Origin of the sequence: Serratia sp. P2ACOL2, from assembly GCF_003691565.1 — a bacterium.
GTDB lineage: Bacteria > Pseudomonadota > Gammaproteobacteria > Enterobacterales > Enterobacteriaceae > Serratia > Serratia liquefaciens.
Genome location: NZ_CP033162.1, coordinates 3,483,995 through 3,508,652, shown reverse-complemented (window position 1 = coordinate 3,508,652; position 24,658 = coordinate 3,483,995). Strand labels below are relative to the sequence as shown.

Genomic DNA, 24,658 nt, shown 5'->3' with positions numbered 1-24,658 from the left:
AACCGAGATCTCTATGAATATCATGCTATTGCTGCTGGTTGCGGCCGGGGTCAGCCTGGTCATTCAGAACCTGTTGATGGTGCGCATTACAGAGAGCGTGTCGACGGTGCTGATTACGCTGGTGATCAACTCCAGTGTTGGCCTGGTGTTGTTGATGGGCCTGCTGTTTGCCAAAAACGGTGTCACGGCTCTGGCCGAAGTCACGGGTTCCCTACGGTTGTGGATGTTGTTGCCTGGCTTGTTGGGATCGTTTTTTGTGTTTTCCGGCATTTTGGGTTACCAGAAGCTGGGGGCGGCAACCACCATTGCCGTACTGGTTGCCAGCCAGTTGGTGGCGGGATTGATGGCCGATATTTATAAGGCCGGGCCGGCGGCAATGCGTGAAAATTTGCCCGCGCTGCTGGGGGCCGTGTTGCTGGTGATTGGTGCTTTTCTGGTGGCCAGAAGAAGTTTTTAACGCCTAAAGAGCCCGCCCGGTTTCCCCCCGAACGGGCCTGCTTATTTATTCGATCAGAATGACAGGGTCATACCGGCGTAATACGCGCGCCCAGGTTCGTTGTAAGTTGATGCCCCTTGGTTCTCGCGGTACAGGTGTTTATCGAACAGGTTACTGATACCGGCATTCAGGCGCAGATCCTTGGTCAGATCGTAATTCACGCCAATCGCAGCCACGGTGTAAGCTCCCACTTCATTGGTCGCCAGCGAACCGACTTCATTACGTATCTCGGCATATTCGCGGGGTTTCTGACGACCATAGAATGTCCAGGTGAGGTTGGTCGAGAGTTTGTCGGTTACCTGATAATCCAGCATGGTGTTAACGGTGTATTTCGGGATCACGGAAAGCGGGTTCCCGGTATCCTTATTTTCCGATGTGATCATATAGGTGGCGTTGGTACGCCAGTTCAGCCGATCTTTCACTACCGGGATCACCAGGTTGCCTTCTAGCCCTTCCACCACCGCCTTGCCGCCATTTTCCCAACGCAGAATGTTGTAGCCGTTAGAGGCGTAGCCCACCAGATCGGTCCCGGAAACGATTTTATTTTTATAATCGTTACGGAAATAGGTAATACCGGCGTTGAACCCTTCATAGGTGAACTCCAGGCCGACCTCTTTGTTGATGCTGACTTCCGGATCCAAGTCGGCATTGCCCATCAGGTAGCAGCTCCCCGTCGCAATGTTGTCCGGGCAGCCGTTGCCGCGGGTGGCCAGCAGGTAGCCTTCGCTGGACTGATACAGGTTTGGGGCTTTGAAGACGCGGGCGATCCCGGCTTTCAGTTTGAAATGGTCGCCAAGTTCCTGCGAGGCATTCAGGCTTGGGCTCCAGTTGCTGCCGAATTTGCTGTGATAATCAAAACGCATGCCGGGGATCAGCAGGGTGCCGGGCAAGACTTCGATATTATCTTCGAAGTACAGGGCGCTGAGTTCTGCGCTGTTTTTGGCGCTGCGTCCGGAAGGATCGCCGGTGATATCGCCGATGGTGACGCCGCTGGCATCGGTGACCTGCATAGAGGCCGGATCGTCGAGCTGCTCACGGTTCCACTCGGCCCCCAGGGTCATGGTTTGTTCGAACCACAGGTTGAGCGGCAGCGTCACTTCACCGGTGGTTCTGACATTTTTCAGCCGACTGGTGTTGAATTGGTCGCTATTGATCATCCCTTCGACACGCCCGGTAGAGCCTTCCTGAAGACGGGTATTGTTGGTTTTTTCGTAGTAAACGCCGACGCGTGACTGGCCCCAATCCCAGATGCCGTTATGGGTGATGCCGTAAGTCTGGCGATACAGGCGGTTGGTTTCTTGTCCGTACAGCGACGAAACCAGATCGTTCGGGCTGAGATTACCGTTGCTGTACTGGGTATCACCGGCATAGATATTGCCTTGGCGGCTGTAGCCCAGCTCAAAATCGAGGATCTGCGTCGGGGTCATTTTCCACGAGAACAGGGCGTTGACGTCTTTGTTGCGTACGCCTTCGCTACCGGCAGCATAGGATCCGTTTTGCGCGGTGTTGATATCCGCCGCATCGGCGTCGGTCTTGTTAAAGTTGCCGTACAGGCGCATGGTGAGCGCGTCGCCGGCCAACGGGCCGCTGAGGCTAAAGTTGGTGCGTTTCGTTGCGCCTTCCTTGTCGTTTTCAGGCTGATTGGTAAACAGCGACAGGCTGCCATGCCAGTCATTGGTGGGGCGTTTGGTGATGATATTAATCACACCGCCGGCGGCACCGGAACCGTAACGCGCCGCCGCAGGCCCACGCAGCACTTCGATGCGCTCAACCATTTCCGCCGGCACCCAGTTGGTATCGCCGCGGGTGTCCCTTTCGCCGCGCCAGCTGTAGCGAACCGAATTGCGCGACGTGGTGGGGACGCCGTCGATTAAAATCAGCGTGTTTTCCGGCCCCATGCCGCGTATATCGATCTGACGGTTATTGCCACGGCTGCCGCTGGCGCTGTTGCCGGTCAGGTTCACGCCGGGCATTTTGCGGATGATGTCGGATAAATCGTTGACCGGCGGATCCTTGGCGATGTCCTCGGCGGTAATAATGGAAACGCCAGGCTGCTGTTTTAATTGTTCTTCCGCCGGCGCCAAAACTACCATTTCCTCACTTTCCGCTGCCAAATCATCGGCAGCATAGCCGCTCCCGCTAATTAATCCCGCCAGCAAAATCGCTCCCGCTAATTAATCCCGCCAGCAAAATCGCGCCTGGTTTCAATTTGAAAGAGTGTGTGTAAATCATGCATCTTATCCCTGAAAGTATGTGCAAATATTATTGAATAATTATGATAACGATAACTATTCTCATTTATTGTAAGGAAAGTGCAAATTCACAATATCTCCACAATGTCGTTTCGGGCGGGGTGTGTTTTTATCTGATTGATAAATTTATATTTAAAAAATTTTTCTGATGGTGAGCCTAAGTGGCGCAGGGCAGATGTAAAGCTAAAGCCCGCCTGGTTTTCCCCAAACGGGCCAGATAAAAAAGGAATTAATAGGCGAAAGCGGCCCGGTGTTTGCGGATAAACTCTGGCCAACGAACCGGCTCTTTGCCGGCAATTGTCGGGAAGTTGTCAAAGGTTTCTTCAACGCCGGGAATATCGCGTTCGGCAATGCGGCGCAGATTGTCGCCAACGCAGTTCATATAAGCCATCTCGGCGCCAGATTGCCGCATGTTCTCCAGGAAAATCCGGTAATCGAGCGCTTCATAGCGAAATGGCTGGCCCAGTATTTCCGTCAACATGGCCGCAATCTCGCCATAGGATTTGGCGTCATAACCCAGTCGATAGGTTTTGCCCGCATGCTGTTCAGGGTGCAGCAGTGAACAGGCTGCCGCCAGCGCGACGTCTTCGCCGTCGACCCAACTGAAGGGAGCATCACCGGTGTATTGCTGAATGACGCCGTTGACCACCGCGGGAATGCCACCGTAGCCGATCAGATTTTGCATAAAGCACTCCGGCCGCAAATGCGTAAAGCTGAAACCTGATGCCTCAATATAACGTTCGATCAATTGATGCCAGGCCCAGTGAGCAATGGTGGTGTCGTCGCGGCCACAAGCACCGAGGTGCACAATATGCTGCACCCCGGCCTGTTTCGCCTTATCGAGAAACACCTTGCTCTGGCGCAGCATGTCGACGGTATAGCCGGTCGCCAGAAAGGCGCGGTCAATACCCTGCAGCGCCGGCGCCAGCGTTTCTTCTTGATCAAAATCCATAATGACGGTGTTGATGCCCTGAGCGGTAAAAGGCTCGGCTTTTTTCGGGGAGCGTACCGCCGCCACCAGGGCAATGGTGGTGTCTGCCTGCAGGTTACGCAAAGTATCGCCGCCTATCTGGCCGGTGGCGCCGGTAATCAGCACCCTTGGTTTGTTTATGCTCATCAATAAACTCTTGTCATGGTCTGTGGTTGAATCGGGCCTGGCCCTGAGGATGTATTACCAGATCGAGTTTACGGGGAATAAATTTCCTATTTAGGCTATAAATTACCGAGTTTATGGAATTAAATTCATTAATGGTGACGGACTATGTTTTCTTCCGAACGACTCAAAGGTATCGATCTGTTTGTCTGCGTAGCCGATCTGGGCAGCTTTACGGCCGCCGCAGAACGCCTGAATTTGACCGGTTCCGCCATCAGCAAAGGCATTGCCCGTCTTGAAAGCCGGCTGCAGGTTCGCTTGTTTAACCGGACCACGCGGCGTCTCTCACTGACCGACGCGGGGGAAACCTTTTACCGCACCTGCACCAGCGTATTGGGCGAGCTGGAAGAGGCGGAGCTTGCCATGCAGGCCGAAAATGCCGAGCCACGGGGAAGGGTGCGTATCGATCTTCCTGCCGCCTATGGTCGTCTGCATGCTTTACCGGTGATCCTCAAGCTAATTGAGCATCATCCGCTGTTAATGCCGCATATTTCGTTTTCCGACCGCTTTGTCGATCCTGTGATAGAGGGGATCGATATTATTGTGCGTATCGGCGGCGCGGATATTTGGCCGAATACTTTAGGACACTGTTATCTGGGGGCGCAGCGGCATATTTTTTGCGCTTCACCGGCCTATGTGAAAAAGCGCGGCGTGCCGAACAACGAACAGGATTTGGATAATCACAGCTGCGTGGTTTACGGCGAAGGCAACGGTATGCTCACCCCCTGGCATTTTGCCGGCGTGCAGGCGAATAACAGCGAGAAAAGGGTGTTACCGGCGCGGGTGGCTATCGGCGATGCAGAAGGGCAGCTTACCGCCGTTTTGGCCGGGCACGGCATAGCGCAGTTGCCTACCTGGTTGGTGAAACGGCAGCTTGCAGAGGGTTCGCTGGTGGAGGTATTGCCTCATCTGGCAACCGATGGATTACCGATTAATCTGGCCTGGCTCAAGAGCCGGCAGGCGCTGCCGAAAGTTCGCGCGTTATTGAAGATCCTGACTGACAATCTGGGGCCAGATGGCAGCATGACCGAGCGCGCCTGAGGGGCGTTAGGCACTCAGCGACAGAAAAAAGTCTCAGGAAATGGCGGCGGCGAGGTTGCGCAATTCCGGCAACACGCCCAGGTTTTTCTCCTGCACGATATCCTGACAAACTTTCAGGATCACCGCTTTGACTACGTCGGAGCTTCGCATCAGGTTCTGTTGTTCCATTAGGCTATTGACTTCAGCCAGCTGTTTTTTAGTGACTTTCATCGACAGCCGTTTGGATGCCTTGGCATTTGCCAGCTCGCTGCCTAACAGCGCTTTCAGTCCTTCCTGATGATAGTAGCCGGTGGTCAGCGCATGAAGGTAATACAGGATCAGCGTCTTATGAAAATCTTCGCCCAGTGAAGCATCTATTTTCTGCGTGGCGACGTTAAGAATATCGAGATAGTGCGCCGGAACCCGGACTTCCAGCGCCGACTTGCTTTGTTCAAACTCGCTTTTAATTTGCGGTGTGGATTGAGCAGGGACACTGACCACGGCGTCGCATTGGTTACAGACCGCGGCCAGAATATTCTTTACCGTGCCACGCCGATCGCTGAAGTCCACATCGCGTAAACGATAAGTCGCGATAGATTTCCCGCAGTGGTGACACAGAACGGCACGCGTATCGCCTTCTTTAACAATTTTCACTTTGAACTCCTTGTCGATTTATTGGTGCACGCTGATAAAGATGACGTCGGGTTCCATAAAATAAAATTTTACGTACCAGCAGCAACCGGACTTCCAGGGTTGAAGAATGTGAACGTCAGTAGCGGCATCCTGATGATGTGGACGGCACTGATATGCGTCTCCGGAAGTTTTCCTGATAAGTTCGATTACCTCGTTTTTATCAACCTGACCAGTGGCGAACAGATTCTTGACATCGATGTTGCCACGTACCTCATGGTCATACGCACCTTGCTGAAGACAGCGTATAGCGAGCTTTTTTACGTCCCTGAATCCCATCTTATCTCCGTATACTGTACGAAATTTGGCGTACGCACAAGGTGTCTGAAAAATTTCATAGCACTTACTCTACTGGCGATAGTGAGGGTGAAGTTAAGTGATGAACGTGTGTCGCGTGGAGAAAAGACTAAAAGGCGCAGCACTGCGCAAACCGATGCAACGTGTAGCAACGTTGGCGGAAAAAATGCGAGAAGCCCGCTCAAGTTTCCCTGAGCGGGCTCAAATAGGGTTTACCACTTCGCACATTTATCCGCCGAAAGCAGGATATTGGGCGAAGTTACTTTGCTGAAAGCTCTCTGCGGATGATCTCTGCACCTGCGCTTAAGGCATTGAGTTTGCCTGTGGCTACCCGACGCGATAAAGGCGCCATGCCGCAGTTGGTCGAAGGGTAGAGTTTGTCGGCATCGACAAACTGAAGGGCCTTCCGCAATGTATTGGCCACTTCCTCCGGGGTTTCTATGGTGTTGGTCGCCACGTCAATGGCCCCGACCATCACTTTTTTACCGCGGATCAGTTCAAGCAGATCCATAGGAACATGCGAGTTATGACATTCCAGCGAGATGATATCGATATTCGAAGTTTGCAGTTTGGGGAACGCTTCTTCGTATTGTCTCCACTCTGATCCCAGCGTCTTCTTCCAATCCGTATTGGCCTTGATGCCATAGCCGTAGCAGATATGTACCGCCGTTTCACATTTAAGCCCTTCAATGGCTCTTTCCAGTGCGGCGATCCCCCAATCATTCACCTCATCAAAAAAAACGTTAAAGGCGGGTTCATCAAACTGGATAATATCGACGCCCGCAGCCTCTAATTCTTTGGCTTCCTGATTGAGGATCTTGGCAAATTCCCAGGCCAGTTTTTCGCGGCTCTTATAGTGGTTATCATAAAGCGTATCGATCATGGTCATCGGGCCTGGCAGGGCCCATTTGATGGGTTGCTTGGTCAGCTGACGTAAAAACTTGGCATCTTCCACAAAAACGGGTTTTTGTCGCGCCACAGCACCAACCACGGTTGGTACGCTCGCATCGTAGCGATTACGGATTTTAACCACCTCGCGCTTCTCGAAATCAACGCCGCTCAGGTGTTCGATAAACGTAGTGACAAAGTGTTGGCGCGTTTGCTCGCCATCGCTGACAATATCAATGCCTGCACGCAGTTGATCATCCAGGGACAAGCGCAGGGCATCTTGTTTTCCCTCAATTAATTCCTCATCTTGCAGTTTCCACGGTGACCAAAGTGTCTCTGGTTGTGCAAGCCAGGAAGGTTTCGGCAAACTGCCAGCAGTAGAAGTTGGGAGCAAAATTTTCATAATAAATGACCTTTTATTTTCGATTAATCAAAGAGCGTAGTGAGCAGACCATTGCTCAAGAATATTCTTGTAGGGTTTGATGAAATGCTCTTCAGTAAATTTCCCCTGCTCAATAGCCAACTGGCTGCGTTCTTCTCGGTCATAAACAATTTTTGTCAATGAATGATCCTGCTGATTCAGGCTTGGCTGATAATATTGCCCTGCGGCAGAGTTCGCATTGTAAATCTCAGGCCGATAAATTTTTTGGAAAGTCTCCATCGTGCTGATGGTACTGATAAGCTCAATATCAGTGTAATCACTGAGCAAATCGCCGGAGAAATAAAAGGCCAAAGGCGCAACGCTATTTTTCGGCATAAAGTAGCGAACCTGTAATCCCATTTTTTCGAAATACTTCTCAGTCAAAGAGGAGTCATTTTGCTGATATTCTATGCCCAATACAGGGTGTTGGTTACCCGTCCGCTGATAAGTGTCTTTACTTGAGACGCTTAAGCAGATGACCGGTGACTTTTTAAAATTCTGTTTGTACTCCGTTGAGTTGACGAAATACTTAAATATGTTGCCGTGCAGGTCGCCAAAATCATCTGGTATGCTAAACCCAGATTGGTTTTTGTTGTGTTCCAGCAGCAATACACTGAAGTCATAATCTCGCACATAAGAAGAGAAATTATTCCCGACAATGCCTTCAATCCGCTGGTGAGTTTTTTTATCAATAATGTTGGTTTTTAATATTTCAATCACTGGGAAGGTATTGCCATTGCCTTCAACACTCATCTCGACAGAAATAATTTCAAGCTCGACAGAGTAACGATCGCCTTTTGGGTTGTCCCAATGCGCTAACGTATTGAAACGATTATCAATCATTACCAATGTGTTGCGCAGATTCTCCTGGCGATTTTTCCCTCTGGCCAAATTGGCAAAATTGGTGGTAATACGCGTATTCTCAGAGGGGTTATAATCCTCATCGAAAAGGCTGCGCTTAATCGTAAATGTAAAGTCTCTGCTCATCGCGATGTTGCACCCTAAGTTCTGAGATGAAAACTGAATTCGCTTCTTGATTTCGTAGAAGTTACTGGTTTGTTCACTCATCAGTCTTCATGTTGTCAATAAGTTAATGCTGCATATTTTATGCCAGAGCCATCGGATGAGTGAAAGCGACTAAATTTCATTACCACATGAGCTATCTTCATGATCTGACAGCGGCGGGTATCGGCAGAGTTGCCAACCCCCTGGGCTTACCGATCCGCAGCGGCATCCTGCGGGCAGAAACGGGCAACAGAACAGGCCAATGGGAAGGGGATAAAGACGAGGTGGGGGGGCTGATTGCCGAAGCGCTCGATATCGCACCAGAGCAAATCAGGCCTTCGCGTTATAGCTGAGATATTCCCGGCGCAGCCTGATCTGGAATCTGCGCCGCATTTTGTTTATCCGATTTGTCATAATCCTTTGAGCCGTAAGAATAGTTTTCTATCGTATGCCTCGTTACGTTAAGGAAAACGCCCTATGAATCTGACTAAAAATCGTGCACCACCCGCCGTTGATGTTATATTAAAATATAATATCCGGAGGTGCTTTATGTATACAACTCGCCTGAAAAAGGTTGGCGGATCCGTCATGCTGGCGGTTCCTCCTGCGGTGCTGAAAACGCTGGCGCTGTCGGCGGACAGTGAGGTTGGCATGACCATTGATAATGGCTGCCTGATTATTGAACCCCAGAAACGGCCCCGCTATTCGCTTGAGGAACTGCTGGCGCAGTGCGACCCGCATGTTGAAATAAGCGAGGAAGATCGGGAATGGATTGATGCGCCGGCTGTGGGTAAGGAGATCTTGTAAATGGACAGAGGCGAAATCTGGCTCGTTTCACTTGATCCGACTGCCGGGCATGAGCAAAGCGGAAGCCGACCGGTCCTCATCGTATCGAAGGCATCGTTTAACAAGTTCACCCGGTTACCCGTTATTGTTCCTGTGACCAGCGGCGGAAACTTTGCCCGCATGGCGGGGTTTACCGTATCACTGGATGGCGCAGGGACGAAAACAACGGGTGTTATTCGTTGCGACCAGCCCAGAACCATTGATATGGGGGCTCGTAGCGGCAAACGACTGGAACGTCTACCTGACAGTATCATGAACGAGGTGCTGGGCAGGCTGGAAGCTATTCTGACCTGAAGTTTTTAATTAAATTGAAAAAAAAAGCAAAACGCCCGCTTAAGTTTCCTTAAGCGGGCGTCTTTAATATGGCTCCTCTGACTGGACTCGAACCAGTGACATACGGATTAACAGTCCGCCGTTCTACCGACTGAACTACAGAGGAATCGTGTGAACGGGGCGAATAATAGCGGGGTGATGCGGGCTTGTAAAGCCTGAAAACGCCTTGCCGTTTCGTTTGCTGCAAGATTATTCAACCTGCTGCTTTTTATGGCTTTTATTGATGCTCTGCTGCGCAATGGTTCAGGAGCGGCCATGAGCTGCACTCCGCGTGCTTCACGCTGGTGCAAACCTTCTCCGTTCTGGGTCGTCCAACGCAGGGAGGTATTGAGCACCAGCATCATTTTTTCTTGTTTTTCCGGCAATTAGTTAACGGCTTCTCTTATTTCGTCGGTCTGGCCCGGATCTTGCTGCCGTTCTGTCAACGCAGTTCAGCGGCATGACGGAGGCAATATGAATTTCAGACGTCTGAAGTATTTTGTGAAAATCGTCGATATCGGCAGCCTGACCCAGGCGGCGGAGGTGCTGCATATTGCGCAGCCGGCGCTCAGCCAGCAGTTGGCCACCCTGGAAGGGGAACTGAAACAGCAACTGCTGATCCGCACCAAGCGCGGCGTGATGCCGACCGAGGCCGGAAACATCCTGTATGCCCATGCCCAGACCATTTTGCGCCAGTGCGAACAGGCGCAGAGCGCGGTCAACAGCGCCGGCCAGGCGATGAGCGGTCAGGTGTCCATCGGGCTGGCGCCGGGTAGCCTGGCATCACAGTTGGCGCTGCCGCTGTTGCAGGCGGTACGCGATCAGCATCCGGGTATCTTACTCAGTTTGAATGAGAACATCGGCTCTACGCTCGCCGGACAGGTTGCCGGTCAAAGTCTGGATATGGCGGTGATCTACGGTGCCAAAATGCCTGCGGGCCTTCAGGCCACCGCGCTGATGCGAGAAGATCTCTATCTGGTGGCGACGCGTGCGGTGCCGAACCCGGGTAACAGCGTTGATCTGCTGGACGTTGCGCGCCTGAATCTGTTCCTGCCGCGCGAAGGTGATGTGGTACGCACCCAGGTGGATGAAGCCATGGCGGTGCGCAAGCTGGCCGCTAATGTGATTGGTGAAATCGAGTCCTCCAGCACCTTGAGCGCGGCCATCGCCAGCGGCCTGGGGGCCACCATTTTACCCGAGTCGGTGGCGCGGGCGATGATTGGACCGGCCAAGGCCTGGATGGCTCGAATCAACGCTCCGTCGCTTAGCGTGCCGCTGTCGCTGTGCATTTCCGCACAGCACTCCCTGTCGGCGCCGGCGTTGGTGGTGAAAGAGATCCTGCTGTCGATCGCCGCCAGCCGCAGTCAGGAAAAACGCGTGTTGGCGTTGGTACAATAAATCACGACAGGCTTTCCCGCTTAACCTCGGCGATGGCGGGAGCCGCCGGCAGCGGTTTTGGCGCCGGTGGCGTCAGGTTTTCCTCTGGCCGCGACAGCGCCAGCGAGAAACCGAAGGTGTTGACGCCGTCGAGACTGTGGACGAAGGCCTCCCCCTGGTGCATCAGCGCAATAGCGCGGACGATGGACAGCCCCAGACCGTGGTGCATGTCACTGCGAACGCGCGAAGAGTCGACGCGGTAGAAGCGTTCAAACAGCCGGCTCAGGTGCTCGGGGGCGATGGTTTCGCCCTGGTTGGCAACGGCGACGACGGCAAATCCCCGCTGCTCCTGCAGCAGTACCGAAACGGCGCTGCCCGCGACGGCGTGGCGCGCACTGTTTTCAAGCAGGTTAGCCAGCGCACGATGGAACAGCCGCCGGTCAACCTGCGCCCGCACCTCTCCGGAAATCTCAATGGTCAAATCGTTTTCCATAAACGAAGGTTCGACATATTCCGCCGTTTTCAGAGATTCTTCCCGCAGCGACACTTCGCTCAGTTGGGTGGCGTATTGCCCGGCCTGAGCGTGGGACAGGAACAGCATGTCGTTGACGATGGAGGTCATGCGTTCCAGCTCTTCCAGGTTCGACTGCAGCAGTTCTTCCAGTTCCTGAACGCTGCGTTCGCGAGCCAGCGCCAACTGGGTTTGACCAATCAGATTGGTGAGCGGGGTGCGCAACTCATGCGCCACGTCGGCGTTAAAGCTCTCCAACTGCCGCCAGGCCACTTCCTGGCGCGCCAGTACGCCATTGAAAGACTCCGCCAGGTTGCGCAGTTCCGCCGGTAAGGTGGCGCTGTCCAGCCGCTGGCCGGTAGTGCCGGGCACCAGACGGTGCGCCTGTTCACTGAGATTGAGCACCGGCCGCATACCGAAGCGCGATATGGCGTAGCCCAGCAGGGCCGCCAGCCCAATCCCCAGCAGCGAAATCACCACCAGCGCCTGGGTGAACTCTCTCAGCGTGCCCATATAGGGGGCAGAATCAATTGCGACCACATAGCGCACCTCTGGGCGAGCTCCCAGCGGCGGCAGCGTCGCGATCAGCATATACAACGGGCAATCGCCATCAGGATTGGCGGCAGTGGCGAAACCGTCCGGCAGTTTTGACCAGTGGGTGCCTGGCGGGGGAGCACCGCCGAAGCGGTAGCGCGGATCCTCGCTGATCACCCAGTATTTCACCTGGTTGCCTTCGCTGTTGGACAGGGTATTGAGCTTTTGTCGCACCATTGGCCAGTCGCGCGCGGTCCCTTTGGCTTCGATAAAGGGGGAGACCAGCGAATGGCGAAAGTGCAGCTCGTTGTGCATCTGGTTTTGTAACGAGGTCAGCAGCGAACTGCGCAGAAACAGCGCCAGCACCAGCATGATCAGCGCCATGGTCAGCGCGAACATCAATGCCATCCGGCTGGAAATGGAAATTTTCATCAGGCGATTATCCGTGGCGCATCGCGATGCAGCGGACGATTTTCCAGCACGTAGCCCATGCCACGCACTGTGTGCAGCAGCTTTTGCGGATAGGGGGAGTCGATTTTGGCGCGCAGTCGCTTAATCGCCACTTCAACCACGTTGGCGTCGCTGTCGAAGTTCATGTCCCAAACCTGTTCGGCGATCATCATTTTGGACAGTATCTCCCCCTGATGGCGAGCCAACAGGCTGAGCAGGGCAAATTCTTTGGCGGTCAGATCGATACGCTCCCCGCCGCGGGTCACTCGCCGCGCCAGCAGATCCACGTGCAGATCGTCGATTTGCAGTTGGGTGACGTCAATGCCGTCGCTGGTGCGACGGCGCAATAACGCCTGGATGCGGGCGACCAGTTCAATCAGCGAGAACGGCTTGGGCAGATAATCATCCGCGCCGTGGCGCAGGCCCTTGACGCGTTCGTCTACCGAACCGCGGGCAGACAGCATCAACACCGGCGTCTGTTTGCTGGCGCGCAGGCCTTCCAATACCGCATAGCCGTCTTTGCCCGGCAGCATCACATCCAGGATCACCGCGTCATAGTCCTGCTGCACCGCCAGGTGCAAGCCCTCAATGCCATCGCCGGCGACGTCTACGGTGTAGCCCAGTTCGCTCAGTGCGCGGTTAACGTAGGACGAGGTTTTTTCTTCGTCCTCAACCAACAGTAATCGCATGGCCACTCCCGTCATTATCACCTGATGATTAATTAATCATGAAACCCGCCACCTTGCCACAAGACATCATGTTCAGTGATGAGTTTATGACAGCCATGCGGTCGTGAAGCTGACGGCTGGCTGACATTTTTGTCAGCTAACGCCGCCGCCAGATAAAAAACGCGTTAACTGACACGAATGTTATCTGCGGGTCACGTTGAGGTCAGTTTGCCGCTCGTACAGTAACCTTTGGCCGCTTTGTGGCGCGCCGCGCAACCCTTGACCCAGCACCTAAAAGGATACGGACTCATGAGCCTCAAAATCGCCTCTCTTGCTGTCGGCGTTGTGGTGGCCGCTACTTCGCTCTCTTTGTGGCTGGTGGTGGCCGCTCGCGATACGCCGCCGACTGCACCGCCGCCACCGCCACGAGTCGGGGTGGTAACGTTGAAAAACGAACCTATACCCCTGACCAGTGAACTGCCGGGACGGGTTGCCGCCTTTCGCAATGCGGAAGTGCGGCCACAGGTCGGGGGCATAGTGCAAAAACGCCTGTTTACCGAAGGGGAACAGGTCAAGGCGCAGCAACCGCTTTACCAAATCGACCCGGGGCTGTTTCAGGCGGAATACGATCGCAGCAATGCGGCCTTGGCGCGAGCGCGGGCACAGCTGCGTACCGCCGCGTTGTTGATTCAACGTTACCGGCCGCTGGCAGAGAGCCGGGCCATCAGTCGTCAGGTGTATGACGACGCCGTAGCCGCTCATCAGCAGGCGGTGGCCGACGTACAGTCTGCGGAGGCGCAGTTGGAAACGGCACGTATCAATCTGGTTTATACCCGGGTGCTGTCACCCATCGACGGCATTATTGGACGTTCGCTGGTGACCGAAGGGGCGCTGGTGACGGCGCAGCAGGCCGAGGCGGTGGCGGCGGTGCAGCAGATAGATCCGATTTATGTGGACGTGACCCAGTCCAGCGTCCAACTTTTGCGGTTGAGAAATGCGCTGGAAAGCGGCGCGGTTGCTCAGGCCGACGGCCCTCAGTCTGCGGCGGTCACTCTGACACTGGAAGACGGCTCTCGCTATGTCCACGGCGGCAAATTGCAATTTTCAGAAATCACGGTGGATCGTTCCACCGGCTCGGTGGTGCTGCGCGCGGTATTCCCCAATCCGGAACGCAAGCTGCTGCCGGGCATGTTTGTGCGAGCCCGGCTGTTAGAGGGCATGGCCGCGCAAGGTGGGCTGCTGGTGCCGCAGCGGGGCATTACCCGCAACCCGCGCGGTGAAGCGACCGCCCTGGTGGTGAACGAGGCGGGCAAGGTTGAGCTGCGCGAACTGACCACCGAACGGGCGATGGGGGACAGTTGGCTGGTGTCGACCGGGCTGGCGGCGGGCGATCGGGTGATTGTCGAAGGCGTGCAGCAGGTCAGGCCTGGCGCACAGGTCAATGCGGTGGAGTGGGCTCCGGCTGCCACAACGCTGTTAAGCAGCACTCGTAAGGAGCCGGCGCATGGCTAAATTCTTTATCGAGCGCCCGGTGTTTGCCTGGGTGCTGGCCATCATCATGATGCTGTGTGGCCTGCTGTCGATTGCCAATCTGCCGGTGGCGCAGTACCCAAGCATCGCGCCACCCACCGTCAGCATTCAGGTCAACTATCCCGGTGCCTCGGCGAAGACGGTGCAGGATACGGTGGTGCAGGTGATTGAACAGCAGATGAACGGTCTCGACAATCTGCAATACATTTCTTCCGAAAGTAATTCCGACGGCAGCATGAGCATTGCGTTGACCTTTGCGCAGGGCACCAATGCCGACACCGCTCAGGTACAGGTACAAAACAAGCTGGCGCTGGCACAGCCGCTGTTGCCGCTGGAGGTACAACAGCAGGGGATCCGCGTCACCAAGTCCACCGCCAACTTTATGATGGTGATGGCGTTTGTCTCGACGAATGGCAGCATGACCCGGCAAGATCTGGCGGATTATGTCGCCTCCTATGTCCAGGATCCGATCAGCCGCACCAACGGCGTTGGGGACTTCCAATTGTTCGGTGCGCCTTATGCGATGCGCATCTGGCTGGATCCTGCTGCGCTGGTGAACTACAGCCTGACCGCCACTGACGTCAGCAATGCAATTCAGGAACAGAACGTTGAGGTTTCATCCGGTCAGTTGGGGGGACAACCGGCGTTGCCCGGCCAGGAACTGAATGCCACGGTGATTGGCCCCTCACGCTTGCAGACCCCGGAGGAGTTCGGCCAAATCCTGCTGAAAACCGATCCTGACGGTTCGCGGGTTCGCCTGGCCGACGTGGCGCGCATTGAGCTGGGCGCGCAGAACTACGCGATTGATAGCTACTACAACGGCAATGCGGCGGTGGGGCTGGGCGTGCGTCTGGCAACCGGTGCCAATGCGCTGCAAACCGCGCAGGCGGTGCGTGCCACGCTGGCGGAGCTGAAACCCTTCTTCCCGCCGGGAATGGAAGCCGTGGATGCCTATGACACCATTCCATTCATTAGCCTGTCGATCGAAAACGTGGTGCGTACGCTGGTGGAAGCGGTTGTTCTGGTGTTTGCGGTGATGTACCTGTTTTTGCAGAACTTCCGGGCCACGCTGATCCCGACGCTGGCGGTGCCGGTGGTGCTGCTGGGAACCTTTGGCGTGCTGGCGGCCTTCGGTTACTCGATCAATACGTTGACCATGTTTGGCATGGTGCTGGCGATTGGCCTGCTGGTGGATGACGCCATCGTGGTGGTGGAAAACGTCGAGCGGCTGATGCATGAGGAGGGGCTTTCACCGAAGCAGGCAACCCGTAAATCGATGAGCCAGATCACCGGTGCCTTGATAGGCATCGCCATGGTGCTGTCGGCGGTATTTGTGCCGATGGCGTTTTTTGGCGGTTCGACCGGCGTGATCTACCGGCAGTTCTCCATCACCATTGTCTCCTCGATGGTGCTGTCGGTGATGGTGGCGGTGGTGTTTACCCCGGCGCTGTGCGCTACGCTGCTCAAGCCGGTAAAGCCGGGAGAGCATGCCGCACGCAAAGGTTTCTTTGGCTGGTTTAACCGCCGCGTCGAGTGGGCCAACCGCAGTTACGCGGCTTCGGTAATGCGCGGTCTGGGCCGCCCGCGTCGGCTGATGCTGATTTATCTGGTGATTGCCATTGCCACCGGCTGGCTGTTTACCCGCATTCCGACCTCGTTCCTGCCGCAGGAGGATCAGGGCATGTTGTTCGCGCAGGTACAGGCACCGGCCGGGGCCACCGCAGAACGGACGCAGGCCACCTTGCGCGGTGCCACGGAGTACCTGTTGAAAATGGAGAAGGACAGTGTGCGTTCGGTGTTCGCTATCTCCGGGTTTAACTTCGGCGGGCGCGGGCAGAACGTCGGCACCCTGTTTATTCGCCTGCATGACTGGGACCAACGGCCGGACGCCTCGCAAAAGGCCGACGCGGTCGCCGCCCGCCTCAACGCCATGTTCGCACGCGACTTTCGCGATACCCGTATCTTTGTGGTTTCGCCCCCGGCCGTACGTGAATTGGGCAACGTGGCGGGCTTTAACTTCCAACTGATGGATCGTGGCGGTATTGGGCATCAGCCATTGCTGGCGGCGCGCGACAGGTTCCTTGCCGCTGCCCGGCAGAGCCCGGTGTTGAACAACGTGCGTGCCAACGGTCTGGAGGATGCGCCCCAGTATGAACTGCTGATCGACCGCGAGAAGGCGCGGGCGCTCAGCGTGCCGATCACGGAGATTAACCGCACGCTGTCGCTGGCCTGGGGCTCGGGTTATGTGAACGACTTTATCGATCGCGGTCGGGTGAAGCGGGTTTATGTGCAGGGAGATGCCTCGTCGCGCATGCTGCCGCAGGATCTGGAACAGTGGTTTGTGCGTAACGACAACGGCGATATGGTGCCGTTCTCCGCCTTTGCCAGCGCCGAATGGACCTACGGCGCACAAAAGCTCAATCGGTACAACGGCGCACCGTCGTTTAACCTGCAGGGCGAACCGGCGGCGGGCTTCAGCTCCGGCGATGCGATGGCTGAAATGGAACGCATTGCCGCCACCATGCCGCCCGGCGTGGGCTACGACTGGACCGGACTGTCGTTTGAAGAACGGTTGTCCGGCGCCCAGGCACCGGCACTCTATGCGATTTCACTGTTGGTGGTCTTCCTGTGTCTGGCGGCGCTGTATGAAAGCTGGAGCGTGCCCAGCGCGGTGATGCTGGTGGTGCCGCTCGGGGTGATTGGCGCGGTGGTGGCCACGTTGCTGCGTGGGCTGGCCAACGACGTTTATTTCCAGGTGGGGTTGCTGACCACCGTCGGGCTGGCGGCCAAAAATGCCATTCTGATCGTGGAGTTCGCCAAGGCGCACTTCGAAGCCGGCGCCAGTCCGGTAGAGGCGGCGGTGCAGGCCGCCAGACAGCGGCTGCGGCCGATCCTGATGACCTCGCTGGCGTTTATTCTCGGCGTAGTGCCGCTGGTGATTGCCAGCGGGGCGGGCTCCGGCAGTCAGAATGCCATCGGCACCGGGGTGATCGGCGGCATGCTGACCAGCACCTTCCTGGCCATTTTCTTCGTACCGGCGTTCTTCGTCATCATGCTGCGGCTGTTTCGGGTGAAACGGCTCAGCGAACGCCGCCGGGCGGAGGATGAAGCGGAGATAACAGCCCCGGCGCCGGGAGCCGAGTCATGATAAAACTTTTGGCTATCATGCTGGCCACTGCCACCCTGACGGGCTGCTCGTTGACGCCGGACTATCAACGCCCCGCTGCGCCGGTAGCGCCAGCCTATCCGGATTATGGCGTCGCGCAGGTCGACGGAACGGCAGCGGCTATCGGTTGGCGTGAGTTTTACCGCGATCCGCTGCTGCAAACGCTGATTACGCAGGCCCTGACGAATAACCGTGACTTGCGCATTGCGGCGCTGAACGTGGAGGCGGCTCGCGCCAACTACCGCATTCAACGGGCAGATACGCTGCCCACCCTGGCGGCGCAGGGCAGTGGTTCGGTACAGCGTACCCCGGGCAGTCTGTCCGCAGGCGGGCAGTCTGCGGTGGGGCGTAGCTATCAGGTCGGGGGAGCGCTGTCGTGGGAGTTGGATCTGTTCGGGCGGCTTCGCAGCCTGAACCAGCAGGCGTTGGAATTGTATTTGGCACAGGATGAAACCCGGGCCGCCGCGCAACTGGCGCTGATCGCCGAAACCGCCAACGCTTATCTTACGCTACGCGCCGATAGCGAACTTCTGGCGCTGGCGCAGGAAACGCTGAGCTCACAGCAGGCGGCCTTTGGGCTGGTGGAACAAAGCTTCCAGCTCGGTGTGGCGACCGAACTGGATCGCAGCCAGGCGGAGGTTGGGGTACGGACGGCGCAGCGTGATTTGGCTCAGTATCGGCGTCAGGTTCGGCAGGACACCAATGCCCTGACGCTGTTGGTTGGGCAGCCGTTGGGCTCGGCGATGAGTTCGCGTCTGGCGCAGGCCAGCACCTTGCCGGACGATCTGTTGCCGGAAACCATTCCGGCCGGGCTGCCGGCAGATTTGCTGACCCGGCGGCCGGATATCCGAGCGGCAGAGCATCAGCTGCGCGCCGCTAATGCCAATATCGGCGCGGCGCGGGCGGCGTTCTTTCCGACCCTCAGCCTGACCGGTTTCGGCGGCACGGCCAGCGCCGGCCTGGACGGTTTATTTTCTGCTGGTTCCGGTGCCTGGAGTTTTGTGCCGCAGCTCTCGCTGCCTATCTTCTCCGGCGGCTCTTTGCGTGCGGGATTGGATCTGGCGGAGGTGCAAAAACGCATTGAGGTGGCGCGTTATGAGCAGGCGATACAACAGGGATTTCGCGAAACCGCCGATGCGCTGGCCGGTCGCGACACGCTGGATGAGCAAATCCGGGCGCAAACGCAGTTGGTGGCGGCCAATCAACGCGCTTACAGCTTGTCGCAGCAGCGTTTTCAGCAGGGCGTGGATAACTACCTGACCGTGCTGGATTCCCAGCGTTCTCTGTATGCGGCGCAGCAGGTGTTGGTCGATACGCGCCTGGCGCGATTGACCAATCTCGTCGATCTTTACCGTGCGTTGGGCGGCGGGTGGCGCGAATAAGGGTTTTGCCAACAGGCGCGGCCTTCACCGCGCCTGACGTGGTTGCCGGTTAACTGAGCTGGTAACGGCTGTCCGGCCGTGCGGCCGCCGGTAAATCCGTTTCGTCGTTCATTTCGCGCAGGTTGATCTCAATCGCGTTGCACATGGCATTCAGCGGCAGGTCATTGGCGGCGGTGCCGAACGGATCTTCCAGTTCCTCTGCCAGCGAGTCCAGCGAGATGAAGGTGTAGGAGATAAACACCGACACCAGCGGCGTCATGTAATGCAGATCCGGCACCAGCGCGAAAGGCAGCAGGGTGCAGAACAGGTAGACCGTACGATGAACGATCAGGCTGTAGGCAAAGGGGATCGGCGTATTGGCGATGCGTTCGCAGCCGCCGAGGATTTCCGACAGCCGGTTGAGGTTTTGGTCGATGCTGTGAAACAGCATGTCCGACAGCTGTGCCGATTGTCGTTTTTCGCCCAGCCATTGGCCCATCATCAACAGCAGCCGGTTGCAGGGGGACATGCTGTTTTCTATCGCTCGCAGATCGACGTTGGGCAGCAGCCGTTGCAGGTCGGCGCTGCTATCGGTGCCGCGCAGCTGGTGTTTCAGGCAGTAGCTGAACGCGATCAGCAGGGCGGCAAACTCGCGCGCCGCCTGATCCTGCTGCGGTAGCAGACTCTTGATCTGGCGCAGCAGCGAGCGCTCAACGATCAGCAGGCTGCCCCACAGCAACCGCGCCTCGGTGAAACGCGCATAGCTGACGCTGTTGCGGAAGCCGAGAAAGATAGCGATCGCCACGCCCAGCAGGCTGAAAGGCGCCAGGGTCAGTTTGACCCCCAGATGTTCGTACCATTGAAAACACAGCACGGCGACGATGGACATCGCCACGTTAAGGCTGAGGCGAAACAGAATTTTGGATAGCACTGAACCGTGCCAGACGAAGAGCCGCCTGAACCAGTGTTGCTGAGGTCTGACAATCATATGTGTGGTGATGTCTGGGGAATGAGAGCCGCTGTTGTAACAGATTTGCGGTCGGTACATCAACGTTCTGAGTATGAAAAGTTAAAAAGCCCGCCGAAGCGGTAATGCCGTTCACTTAAGCATGACGGGCATTTTTTATTCGGTCCCTGAAGGCTCAGTGCAGGCAGAATTGCCGTCAATATCCCGCATTTCTCTGCCACCGCAATGAACGGCAATGGGAGGGGCCGTAGGCGCGGCCCCTCCACCCGCGCCCTCGCTTAACACCCTCTGTCCGCTACGCGGATACCCTCGCTGCACCCGCGTTGTCGGCCGTGATGCGGCGTGATGAAGTGAGAGTCGTTGGCGCAGCCAACCGTCTGATAGGGCAAAGGCGCGGGTTGCAAGGGACCGCGCCTACGGTCCCTTGCTCGGTCGGAGTTTAAGAACCTCATGGAGCTTTACCCGGTTATCGACCGAAAAAACATCGAACTGGCCTAAAAAACACCTTAAGTGAACGGCATTGTGCCGAAGCGGGCCCAGATCCTTCGTAATCAGCGGAACGGCGGCTCGTTAAAGGTACGCAGCTTGCGGGAATGCAGGCGATCGCCCTCGGCGCGCAGCAGGTCGATAGCGCAGATACCGATCTGCAGGTGTTCCGAAATGGCCCCTTCATAAAAGCGGTTGGCCTGGCCGGGCAGCTTGATTTCACCGTGCAGCGGTTTGTCGGACACGCACAACAGCGTGCCGTAAGGCACCCGGAAACGGTAGCCCTGAGCGGCGATGGTGGCGCTTTCCATATCTACCGCGACGGCGCGGCTGAGGTTAAAACGCAGCGCCGAAGCGGAATAGCGCAGCTCCCAGTTGCGATCGTCGGTGGTGACCACGGTGCCGGTGCGCAGGCGTTGTTTTACCTCTTCGCCGGGCATGCCGCTGACCATTTTGGTGGCGTCATACAGCGCACGCTGTACTTCGGCAATGCTGGGGATCGGGATATCCGGTGGCAGCACCGAATCCAGCACGTGGTCGTCCCGCAGGTAGGCGTGCGCCAGCACGTAGTCGCCAATCGACTGGCTTTCGCGCAGGCCGCCGCAGTGGCCGATCATCAGCCAGGCGCTGGGGCGCAGCACCGCCAGATGGTCGCAGATGGTTTTGGCGTTGGAGGGGCCGACGCCGATATTGATCAGCGTGATGCCCTGGCCGGTGCGCGAGATCAGGTGGTAGGCCGGCATCTGGTGGTTTTTCCAGGCCAGGTCGGAGACCGCCTGATCCGGTGCGGTGGTTTCCGGCGTGATATAGATGCCGCCGGCGCTCGACAGCGCAATATAAGGACTGGCCGGATCGGCTATTTCGGCGCAGGCCCAGCGGACAAACTCATCCACATAGCGGGTGTAGTTGGTGAACAGCACGAAGGGCTGAAAATGCTCCACCGGGGTGCCGGTGTAGTGCCGCAGCCGCGCCAGCGAAAAGTCGGCGCGCAGGGCGTCGAAGTGCGAAAGCGGGAAGGTGCTGGTGGCGTGAAACAGGCCATCGGCGGTCTCATCGCCAATTTGCGCCAGCTCGGTGGTGGGGAAATGCTGCGCCAGGCTGGCGCTCATCGACCGATCCAGCATCAGGTTTGAACCGTCGATCACGTAAGGGAACGGTATTTCCTGCTGTGACGGCCGCACTTCGATATGCGCATCGTACTCCCCGGCCAGCATGGTCAACTGTTCGGTCAAATAATGGCGGAACAGATGCGGGCGGGTGATGGTGGTGGTATAGCAACCGGTGTGGGTGAAACGGCCATAGGCGCGGGTTTTGGTTTGACCGGGCGATTTTCCGTCCCAGCTGACGCGCAGCTCAGGGTAAACAAATAGCCCTGCCGCGCGGGTCTGCGCGTCGGGTAGGCTGCCATGGCTGATAAAGTCACCGACCGCCTGGCGCAGCGCCTCAACCGAGGCGACATACAGCGCTTCCAGTTGTTCGACTGCCTGAGCGGGGGTGAGGCCGGTGCCGGATTGCTGACTGCTCATACTCTCTCCTTGGTTCTCCCGGCTATGCGGCGGGGAGGCATACGGATGCCGATATCAATTCACAGCAACAGGTTAGCCGAAGATGGGCGCAAAAGCTTTGGAGAAACGGCAGGGGGCGAATAAATTCGCCCCGAATAACGCGGGCGCCGCATGCAGCGCGATGTCAGGAAGCGGGGGCAGCCTGTTCCACTTTCAGCGAGACCAGGCCAATACCCAGTTTCTTCGGTACAAAACCGCCGCTGGCACCTTCTTGTGGCTCCGTGGGGGCCGGCGGCGTGATGCTGATGTTTCTGGCTCCGGCAGGGTTGTCGAAGCGCAGCGTCACGGTGGTGTCCTGTTCGCTGAGCGTCACAAACTGTTCCTGATTGCCGACGCGCACCGAGATAGGTTCGCCGACGTTTTTACCGTAGGCGCGGGCGCGCAGCACCAGATCGAATGCTGATGGCAGGGGATCGACGTAATCAATATTCACCGTCGGCGCCAGGTTGGCGTCTGACCAACGGCCCCAGTCTTCGACGCTGGAAACGCCGGTGATCGCCTTCACCTGTTCCGGCATGCCCGGCAGCATAAAGGCGATGGCGTCCGCGTGGTATTTAACGGCGGCGTCGTCGACTTTCAGCTTGTCGACGGCGCTTTGGTAGGCGGCGATGCTATCGTTTGGCGGGCGCTCAAAGTCTATTTTGCCGCGATAGCTGCCCCCTTTGGCCTGCACGATGTGCGGTGGGGCGGCCAGGCTGCCCGACGCGACGCAGGTGTCGGTGCTCAACGCCAGTTCTGGCGACCACACCCGACCGATTTCATAACATTTGTCGACCCAGACGAATTTCTCGCCTGCGCCCAGCCCGGCAAGCTGTTTTTTCAGCGGTGTGGACAGGTAGACGTTAAACATCGGCTCAATTTTGTTGTCCGTCACCTTCAGAATAAACGGCACCTTAAAGGTGATGCCGGAGAAGGTAAAGCGGTTGCCCCGATCGTCGAGACTGTAGTTTGTGATGCTGTTCGGGAAGCCCCATTGCTTGACCACCGCCGGTTTCCAGGCGTTGATTTTTTCGTCGATATTCAAAAACAACGTCGCCAGCGTTGGGCTGGACAGGCTGCTGCGACCGAGGCCAATGTAGTTATCGCCACCCATCACGTCCAGCACGGTAGCGCCGTTGTCCAGCGTGCTGCGCTTCTCGTTATGCAGCGCGGTCTGCGGGCGGGTGCCGTCGATAATAAAGAACAGGTTGCGGCGTTTCTGCTTGGTCAGGATGTCATAGGCGGTATTGTTCATCGCCAGATGGTCCGAAGACACCACGATAACGGTATTTTTGAAGTACTCGGACGCCTTGATTTTGTCGATCAGCGCGGCGATATGCTGTTGGCTGCAGGCCACTGCGCTCAGCGACCGATTCTCTTTATTCTGCCAACGGAACGACTTTTTGCTGCAGCTGGCGGAGATAAAGCCGTCCGGGTGATGGGTGTCCACGGTCAAGGCGAACAGCGAGAACTTTTTGTTCTGCTTCGACAGCTCGACGAACTTGTCGAACACCACGTCCAGCACGGTATCATCGTACCAGCCCCAGTCATTTTTGTAGCCCGGGTCGCTGACCTGTCCGCGTAATTCCTTAAAGCCGTAGGCATGGTCAAAACCGTGCGATTTCAGGAAGGTGTCTTTGCCGGCGAAGGCCAGCTCGGCGCCCTGATAAAAGTAGTTGTCGTACCCGGCGGATTTCAGCACGTCGCCCAGGCAGACGTTTTCCGGGTAAAAGGTGGATACCGCGCTGGAGGCGTTGCCGTCAAAGGGGGCAAACAATGGGATACCGCACTGTGAGGACACCATACCGGCGATGGTGTAACCGGTGCCGGGCAGCTGTTGGGTATTGCTGAAGTCGATGCTGTTTTCGCGGTGCTGGTTCAGTTCGTCGGTCAGGCCGGGGAAGGTTTGTTGGTCGAAGTAGGTTCTCTCCAGGCTTTCAGCATAGATATACACCAGGTTCGGCGCTTTGCCCTGTACGGTTTTCTTCGGCGCTTTGTAATAGGTGTCAAAGTCGGCGGTATCGCCGCTAATCTGGCTCTTCACCAACAGCGAGATGTCCTGAAAGGCGGGAGTAGTGCCGACGGAAAACAGCGCCAGCAGCACGGCGAGCACGCTGTAAACCACGCTGCTGCTTTTCGCCTTGCGCCGTACCAGACTCCAGGTCAGCAGGGTGAAGATCAGCGCCAGCACCGCCAGCAGGCCGACAAACGGCAGCAGGTATTTACCGACGCCGGCGCCCTTCAGGCTGCTGGTGAGGGTGTAGATCACCGCATCGGTAATGCCGTCACCGGTAAAGTAGTTGCTGGCGATCAGCACCACGTTGAGGATCAGATAGCTGCCCAGCAGCGTCAACAGGGTGGCCAGCCACCAGCGGTTGGCGGCGGCACGGGTGCGGTAGATTAAAATTGAGGCTAAAAAAAGTGCAAACGAGATTAATGCTGAAACCATCCACCGTACCCTGTCTGATTAAAAAGGAGATCTTAACTGCCCTGGCAAACGCCGCCGACCCAAGCACGACGCGAAAGAGGAAGGGTATAGCGCATTGAAAGCGCCAGGGTCAATGCGTGTTTGCGCTGCCCTGGCGTGGCAGAGTGCGATCGGTCGTTTTTGTGACAATAGTGTGACATGAATCACGCCAGCGAGGCGAAAAGCGGCTAAATGTTGCTCATCCGAGGTTTGGCTC

General features: G+C 56.8%; 19 protein-coding genes and 1 tRNA gene. 9 read left to right on the top strand and 11 right to left on the bottom strand.

Going from position 1 to position 24,658, the window contains the following annotated elements:
• Positions 1-13 precede the first annotated feature (13 nt).
• Complete coding sequence (locus EBA31_RS17155; protein WP_048762557.1) at positions 14-457, top strand: DMT family transporter; 444 nt, start codon at positions 14-16, stop codon at positions 455-457.
• Positions 458-510: 53 nt separating this feature from the next.
• On the opposite strand, the gene EBA31_RS17150 is transcribed toward EBA31_RS17155, so the two are convergent.
• Both EBA31_RS17150 and EBA31_RS17145 read right to left on the bottom strand, forming a co-directional pair.
• The gene (locus tag EBA31_RS17150) at positions 511-2,640 is read right to left on the bottom strand and encodes a TonB-dependent siderophore receptor (protein WP_238387513.1); all 2,130 of its coding nucleotides are present in this window, start codon (positions 2,638-2,640) and stop codon (positions 511-513) included.
• Positions 2,641-2,977: 337 nt separating this feature from the next.
• Positions 2,978-3,865 (bottom strand): SDR family oxidoreductase, encoded by an 888-nt coding sequence (locus EBA31_RS17145; RefSeq protein WP_122079822.1) that lies wholly within the window; start codon positions 3,863-3,865, stop codon positions 2,978-2,980.
• A gap of 144 nt (positions 3,866-4,009) precedes the next feature.
• Between EBA31_RS17145 and EBA31_RS17140 the strand changes: the two genes are divergently transcribed.
• Positions 4,010-4,942 carry a LysR family transcriptional regulator gene (locus EBA31_RS17140; RefSeq protein ID WP_122079821.1) on the top strand — a complete coding sequence of 311 codons (933 nt, stop codon included), beginning with the start codon at positions 4,010-4,012 and terminating at the stop codon, positions 4,940-4,942.
• Positions 4,943-4,975: 33 nt separating this feature from the next.
• On the opposite strand, the gene EBA31_RS17135 is transcribed toward EBA31_RS17140, so the two are convergent.
• From EBA31_RS17135 to EBA31_RS17120, 3 genes are all read right to left on the bottom strand, one after another.
• Positions 4,976-5,575, bottom strand: a complete 600-nt coding sequence (locus EBA31_RS17135; protein WP_046373148.1) for a hypothetical protein — start codon at positions 5,573-5,575, stop codon at positions 4,976-4,978.
• Positions 5,576-6,167: 592 nt separating this feature from the next.
• Positions 6,168-7,199, bottom strand: a complete 1,032-nt coding sequence (locus tag EBA31_RS17125; protein ID WP_122079819.1) for a methionine synthase — start codon at positions 7,197-7,199, stop codon at positions 6,168-6,170.
• Positions 7,200-7,226: 27 nt separating this feature from the next.
• On the bottom strand, positions 7,227-8,204 hold the full coding sequence (locus EBA31_RS17120; RefSeq protein ID WP_122080650.1) for a DUF1852 domain-containing protein: 978 nt from the start codon (positions 8,202-8,204) through the stop codon (positions 7,227-7,229).
• Between the two features lie 167 nt (positions 8,205-8,371).
• Between EBA31_RS17120 and EBA31_RS17115 the strand changes: the two genes are divergently transcribed.
• The 3 genes from EBA31_RS17115 to EBA31_RS17100 all read left to right on the top strand — a co-directional run bounded on the left by EBA31_RS17115 (position 8,372) and on the right by EBA31_RS17100 (position 9,362).
• A complete protein-coding gene (locus EBA31_RS17115) occupies positions 8,372-8,575 on the top strand; it encodes a hypothetical protein (RefSeq protein WP_122079818.1) in 204 nt (67 codons plus the stop codon).
• A 196-nt stretch (positions 8,576-8,771) separates the two neighbouring features.
• Positions 8,772-9,029, top strand: a complete 258-nt coding sequence (locus EBA31_RS17105) for an antitoxin (RefSeq protein ID WP_122079817.1) — start codon at positions 8,772-8,774, stop codon at positions 9,027-9,029.
• The gene (locus EBA31_RS17100) at positions 9,030-9,362 is read left to right on the top strand and encodes a type II toxin-antitoxin system PemK/MazF family toxin (protein WP_122079816.1); all 333 of its coding nucleotides are present in this window, start codon (positions 9,030-9,032) and stop codon (positions 9,360-9,362) included.
• A 69-nt stretch (positions 9,363-9,431) separates the two neighbouring features.
• On the opposite strand, the gene EBA31_RS17095 is transcribed toward EBA31_RS17100, so the two are convergent.
• A tRNA-Asn gene (locus EBA31_RS17095) sits at positions 9,432-9,507 on the bottom strand.
• A gap of 347 nt (positions 9,508-9,854) precedes the next feature.
• Here EBA31_RS17095 and nac point away from each other — a divergent pair.
• Complete coding sequence (gene nac, locus EBA31_RS17090; protein WP_122079815.1) at positions 9,855-10,778, top strand: nitrogen assimilation transcriptional regulator NAC; 924 nt, start codon at positions 9,855-9,857, stop codon at positions 10,776-10,778.
• A gap of 1 nt (position 10,779) precedes the next feature.
• Here the strand turns inward: nac and EBA31_RS17085 are convergent, their stop codons facing one another.
• Complete coding sequence (locus EBA31_RS17085) at positions 10,780-12,237, bottom strand: heavy metal sensor histidine kinase (RefSeq protein WP_122079814.1); 1,458 nt, start codon at positions 12,235-12,237, stop codon at positions 10,780-10,782.
• The gene (locus EBA31_RS17080; RefSeq protein WP_020827675.1) at positions 12,234-12,941 is read right to left on the bottom strand and encodes a heavy metal response regulator transcription factor; all 708 of its coding nucleotides are present in this window, start codon (positions 12,939-12,941) and stop codon (positions 12,234-12,236) included. Before EBA31_RS17080 ends, EBA31_RS17085 begins: the two co-directional genes overlap by 4 nt.
• 288 nt (positions 12,942-13,229) lie before the next feature.
• On the opposite strand from EBA31_RS17080, the gene EBA31_RS17075 reads away from it, so the two are divergent.
• The 3 genes from EBA31_RS17075 to EBA31_RS17065 are packed head-to-tail and all read left to right on the top strand — an operon-like array spanning position 13,230 to position 18,998.
• Positions 13,230-14,432 (top strand): efflux RND transporter periplasmic adaptor subunit, encoded by a 1,203-nt coding sequence (locus EBA31_RS17075; RefSeq protein ID WP_122079813.1) that lies wholly within the window; start codon positions 13,230-13,232, stop codon positions 14,430-14,432.
• Positions 14,425-17,598, top strand: coding sequence for an efflux RND transporter permease subunit (locus EBA31_RS17070; protein WP_122079812.1), 3,174 nt, complete (start codon positions 14,425-14,427; stop codon positions 17,596-17,598). The genes EBA31_RS17075 and EBA31_RS17070 overlap by 8 nt, the downstream gene beginning before the upstream one ends.
• Entirely contained in the window at positions 17,595-18,998 is a 1,404-nt protein-coding gene (locus EBA31_RS17065; RefSeq protein ID WP_122079811.1) for an efflux transporter outer membrane subunit, read from the top strand. Before EBA31_RS17070 ends, EBA31_RS17065 begins: the two co-directional genes overlap by 4 nt.
• Before the next feature lie 49 nt (positions 18,999-19,047).
• On the opposite strand, the gene EBA31_RS17060 is transcribed toward EBA31_RS17065, so the two are convergent.
• The 3 genes from EBA31_RS17060 to opgB all read right to left on the bottom strand — a co-directional run bounded on the left by EBA31_RS17060 (position 19,048) and on the right by opgB (position 24,423).
• Complete coding sequence (locus EBA31_RS17060) at positions 19,048-19,965, bottom strand: bestrophin family protein (RefSeq protein ID WP_041415501.1); 918 nt, start codon at positions 19,963-19,965, stop codon at positions 19,048-19,050.
• A gap of 530 nt (positions 19,966-20,495) precedes the next feature.
• On the bottom strand, positions 20,496-21,956 hold the full coding sequence (locus EBA31_RS17055; RefSeq protein WP_046373160.1) for an AMP nucleosidase: 1,461 nt from the start codon (positions 21,954-21,956) through the stop codon (positions 20,496-20,498).
• Between the two features lie 163 nt (positions 21,957-22,119).
• Entirely contained in the window at positions 22,120-24,423 is a 2,304-nt protein-coding gene (gene opgB, locus EBA31_RS17050; protein WP_046373161.1) for a phosphatidylglycerol--membrane-oligosaccharide glycerophosphotransferase, read from the bottom strand.
• Positions 24,424-24,658: the final 235 nt, after the last annotated feature.

Excerpts from the sequence above, each read along its gene's own strand:
- EBA31_RS17155 (WP_048762557.1), top strand. The coding sequence starts at position 14 with ATGAATATCATGCTATTGCTGCTGGTTGCGGCCGGGGTCAGCCTGGTC.
- EBA31_RS17145 (WP_122079822.1), bottom strand. The coding sequence starts at position 3,865 with ATGAGCATAAACAAACCAAGGGTGCTGATTACCGGCGCCACCGGCCAG.
- EBA31_RS17140 (WP_122079821.1), top strand. The coding sequence starts at position 4,010 with ATGTTTTCTTCCGAACGACTCAAAGGTATCGATCTGTTTGTCTGCGTA.
- EBA31_RS17125 (WP_122079819.1), bottom strand. The coding sequence starts at position 7,199 with ATGAAAATTTTGCTCCCAACTTCTACTGCTGGCAGTTTGCCGAAACCT.
- EBA31_RS17120 (WP_122080650.1), bottom strand. The coding sequence starts at position 8,204 with ATGAGCAGAGACTTTACATTTACGATTAAGCGCAGCCTTTTCGATGAG.
- EBA31_RS17115 (WP_122079818.1), top strand. The coding sequence starts at position 8,372 with ATGAGCTATCTTCATGATCTGACAGCGGCGGGTATCGGCAGAGTTGCC.
- EBA31_RS17105 (WP_122079817.1), top strand. The coding sequence starts at position 8,772 with ATGTATACAACTCGCCTGAAAAAGGTTGGCGGATCCGTCATGCTGGCG.
- EBA31_RS17100 (WP_122079816.1), top strand. The coding sequence starts at position 9,030 with ATGGACAGAGGCGAAATCTGGCTCGTTTCACTTGATCCGACTGCCGGG.
- nac (WP_122079815.1), top strand. The coding sequence starts at position 9,855 with ATGAATTTCAGACGTCTGAAGTATTTTGTGAAAATCGTCGATATCGGC.
- EBA31_RS17080 (WP_020827675.1), bottom strand. The coding sequence starts at position 12,941 with ATGCGATTACTGTTGGTTGAGGACGAAGAAAAAACCTCGTCCTACGTT.
- EBA31_RS17075 (WP_122079813.1), top strand. The coding sequence starts at position 13,230 with ATGAGCCTCAAAATCGCCTCTCTTGCTGTCGGCGTTGTGGTGGCCGCT.
- EBA31_RS17070 (WP_122079812.1), top strand. The coding sequence starts at position 14,425 with ATGGCTAAATTCTTTATCGAGCGCCCGGTGTTTGCCTGGGTGCTGGCC.
- EBA31_RS17065 (WP_122079811.1), top strand. The coding sequence starts at position 17,595 with ATGATAAAACTTTTGGCTATCATGCTGGCCACTGCCACCCTGACGGGC.
- EBA31_RS17060 (WP_041415501.1), bottom strand. The coding sequence starts at position 19,965 with ATGATTGTCAGACCTCAGCAACACTGGTTCAGGCGGCTCTTCGTCTGG.
- EBA31_RS17055 (WP_046373160.1), bottom strand. The coding sequence starts at position 21,956 with ATGAGCAGTCAGCAATCCGGCACCGGCCTCACCCCCGCTCAGGCAGTC.
- opgB (WP_046373161.1), bottom strand. The coding sequence starts at position 24,423 with ATGGTTTCAGCATTAATCTCGTTTGCACTTTTTTTAGCCTCAATTTTA.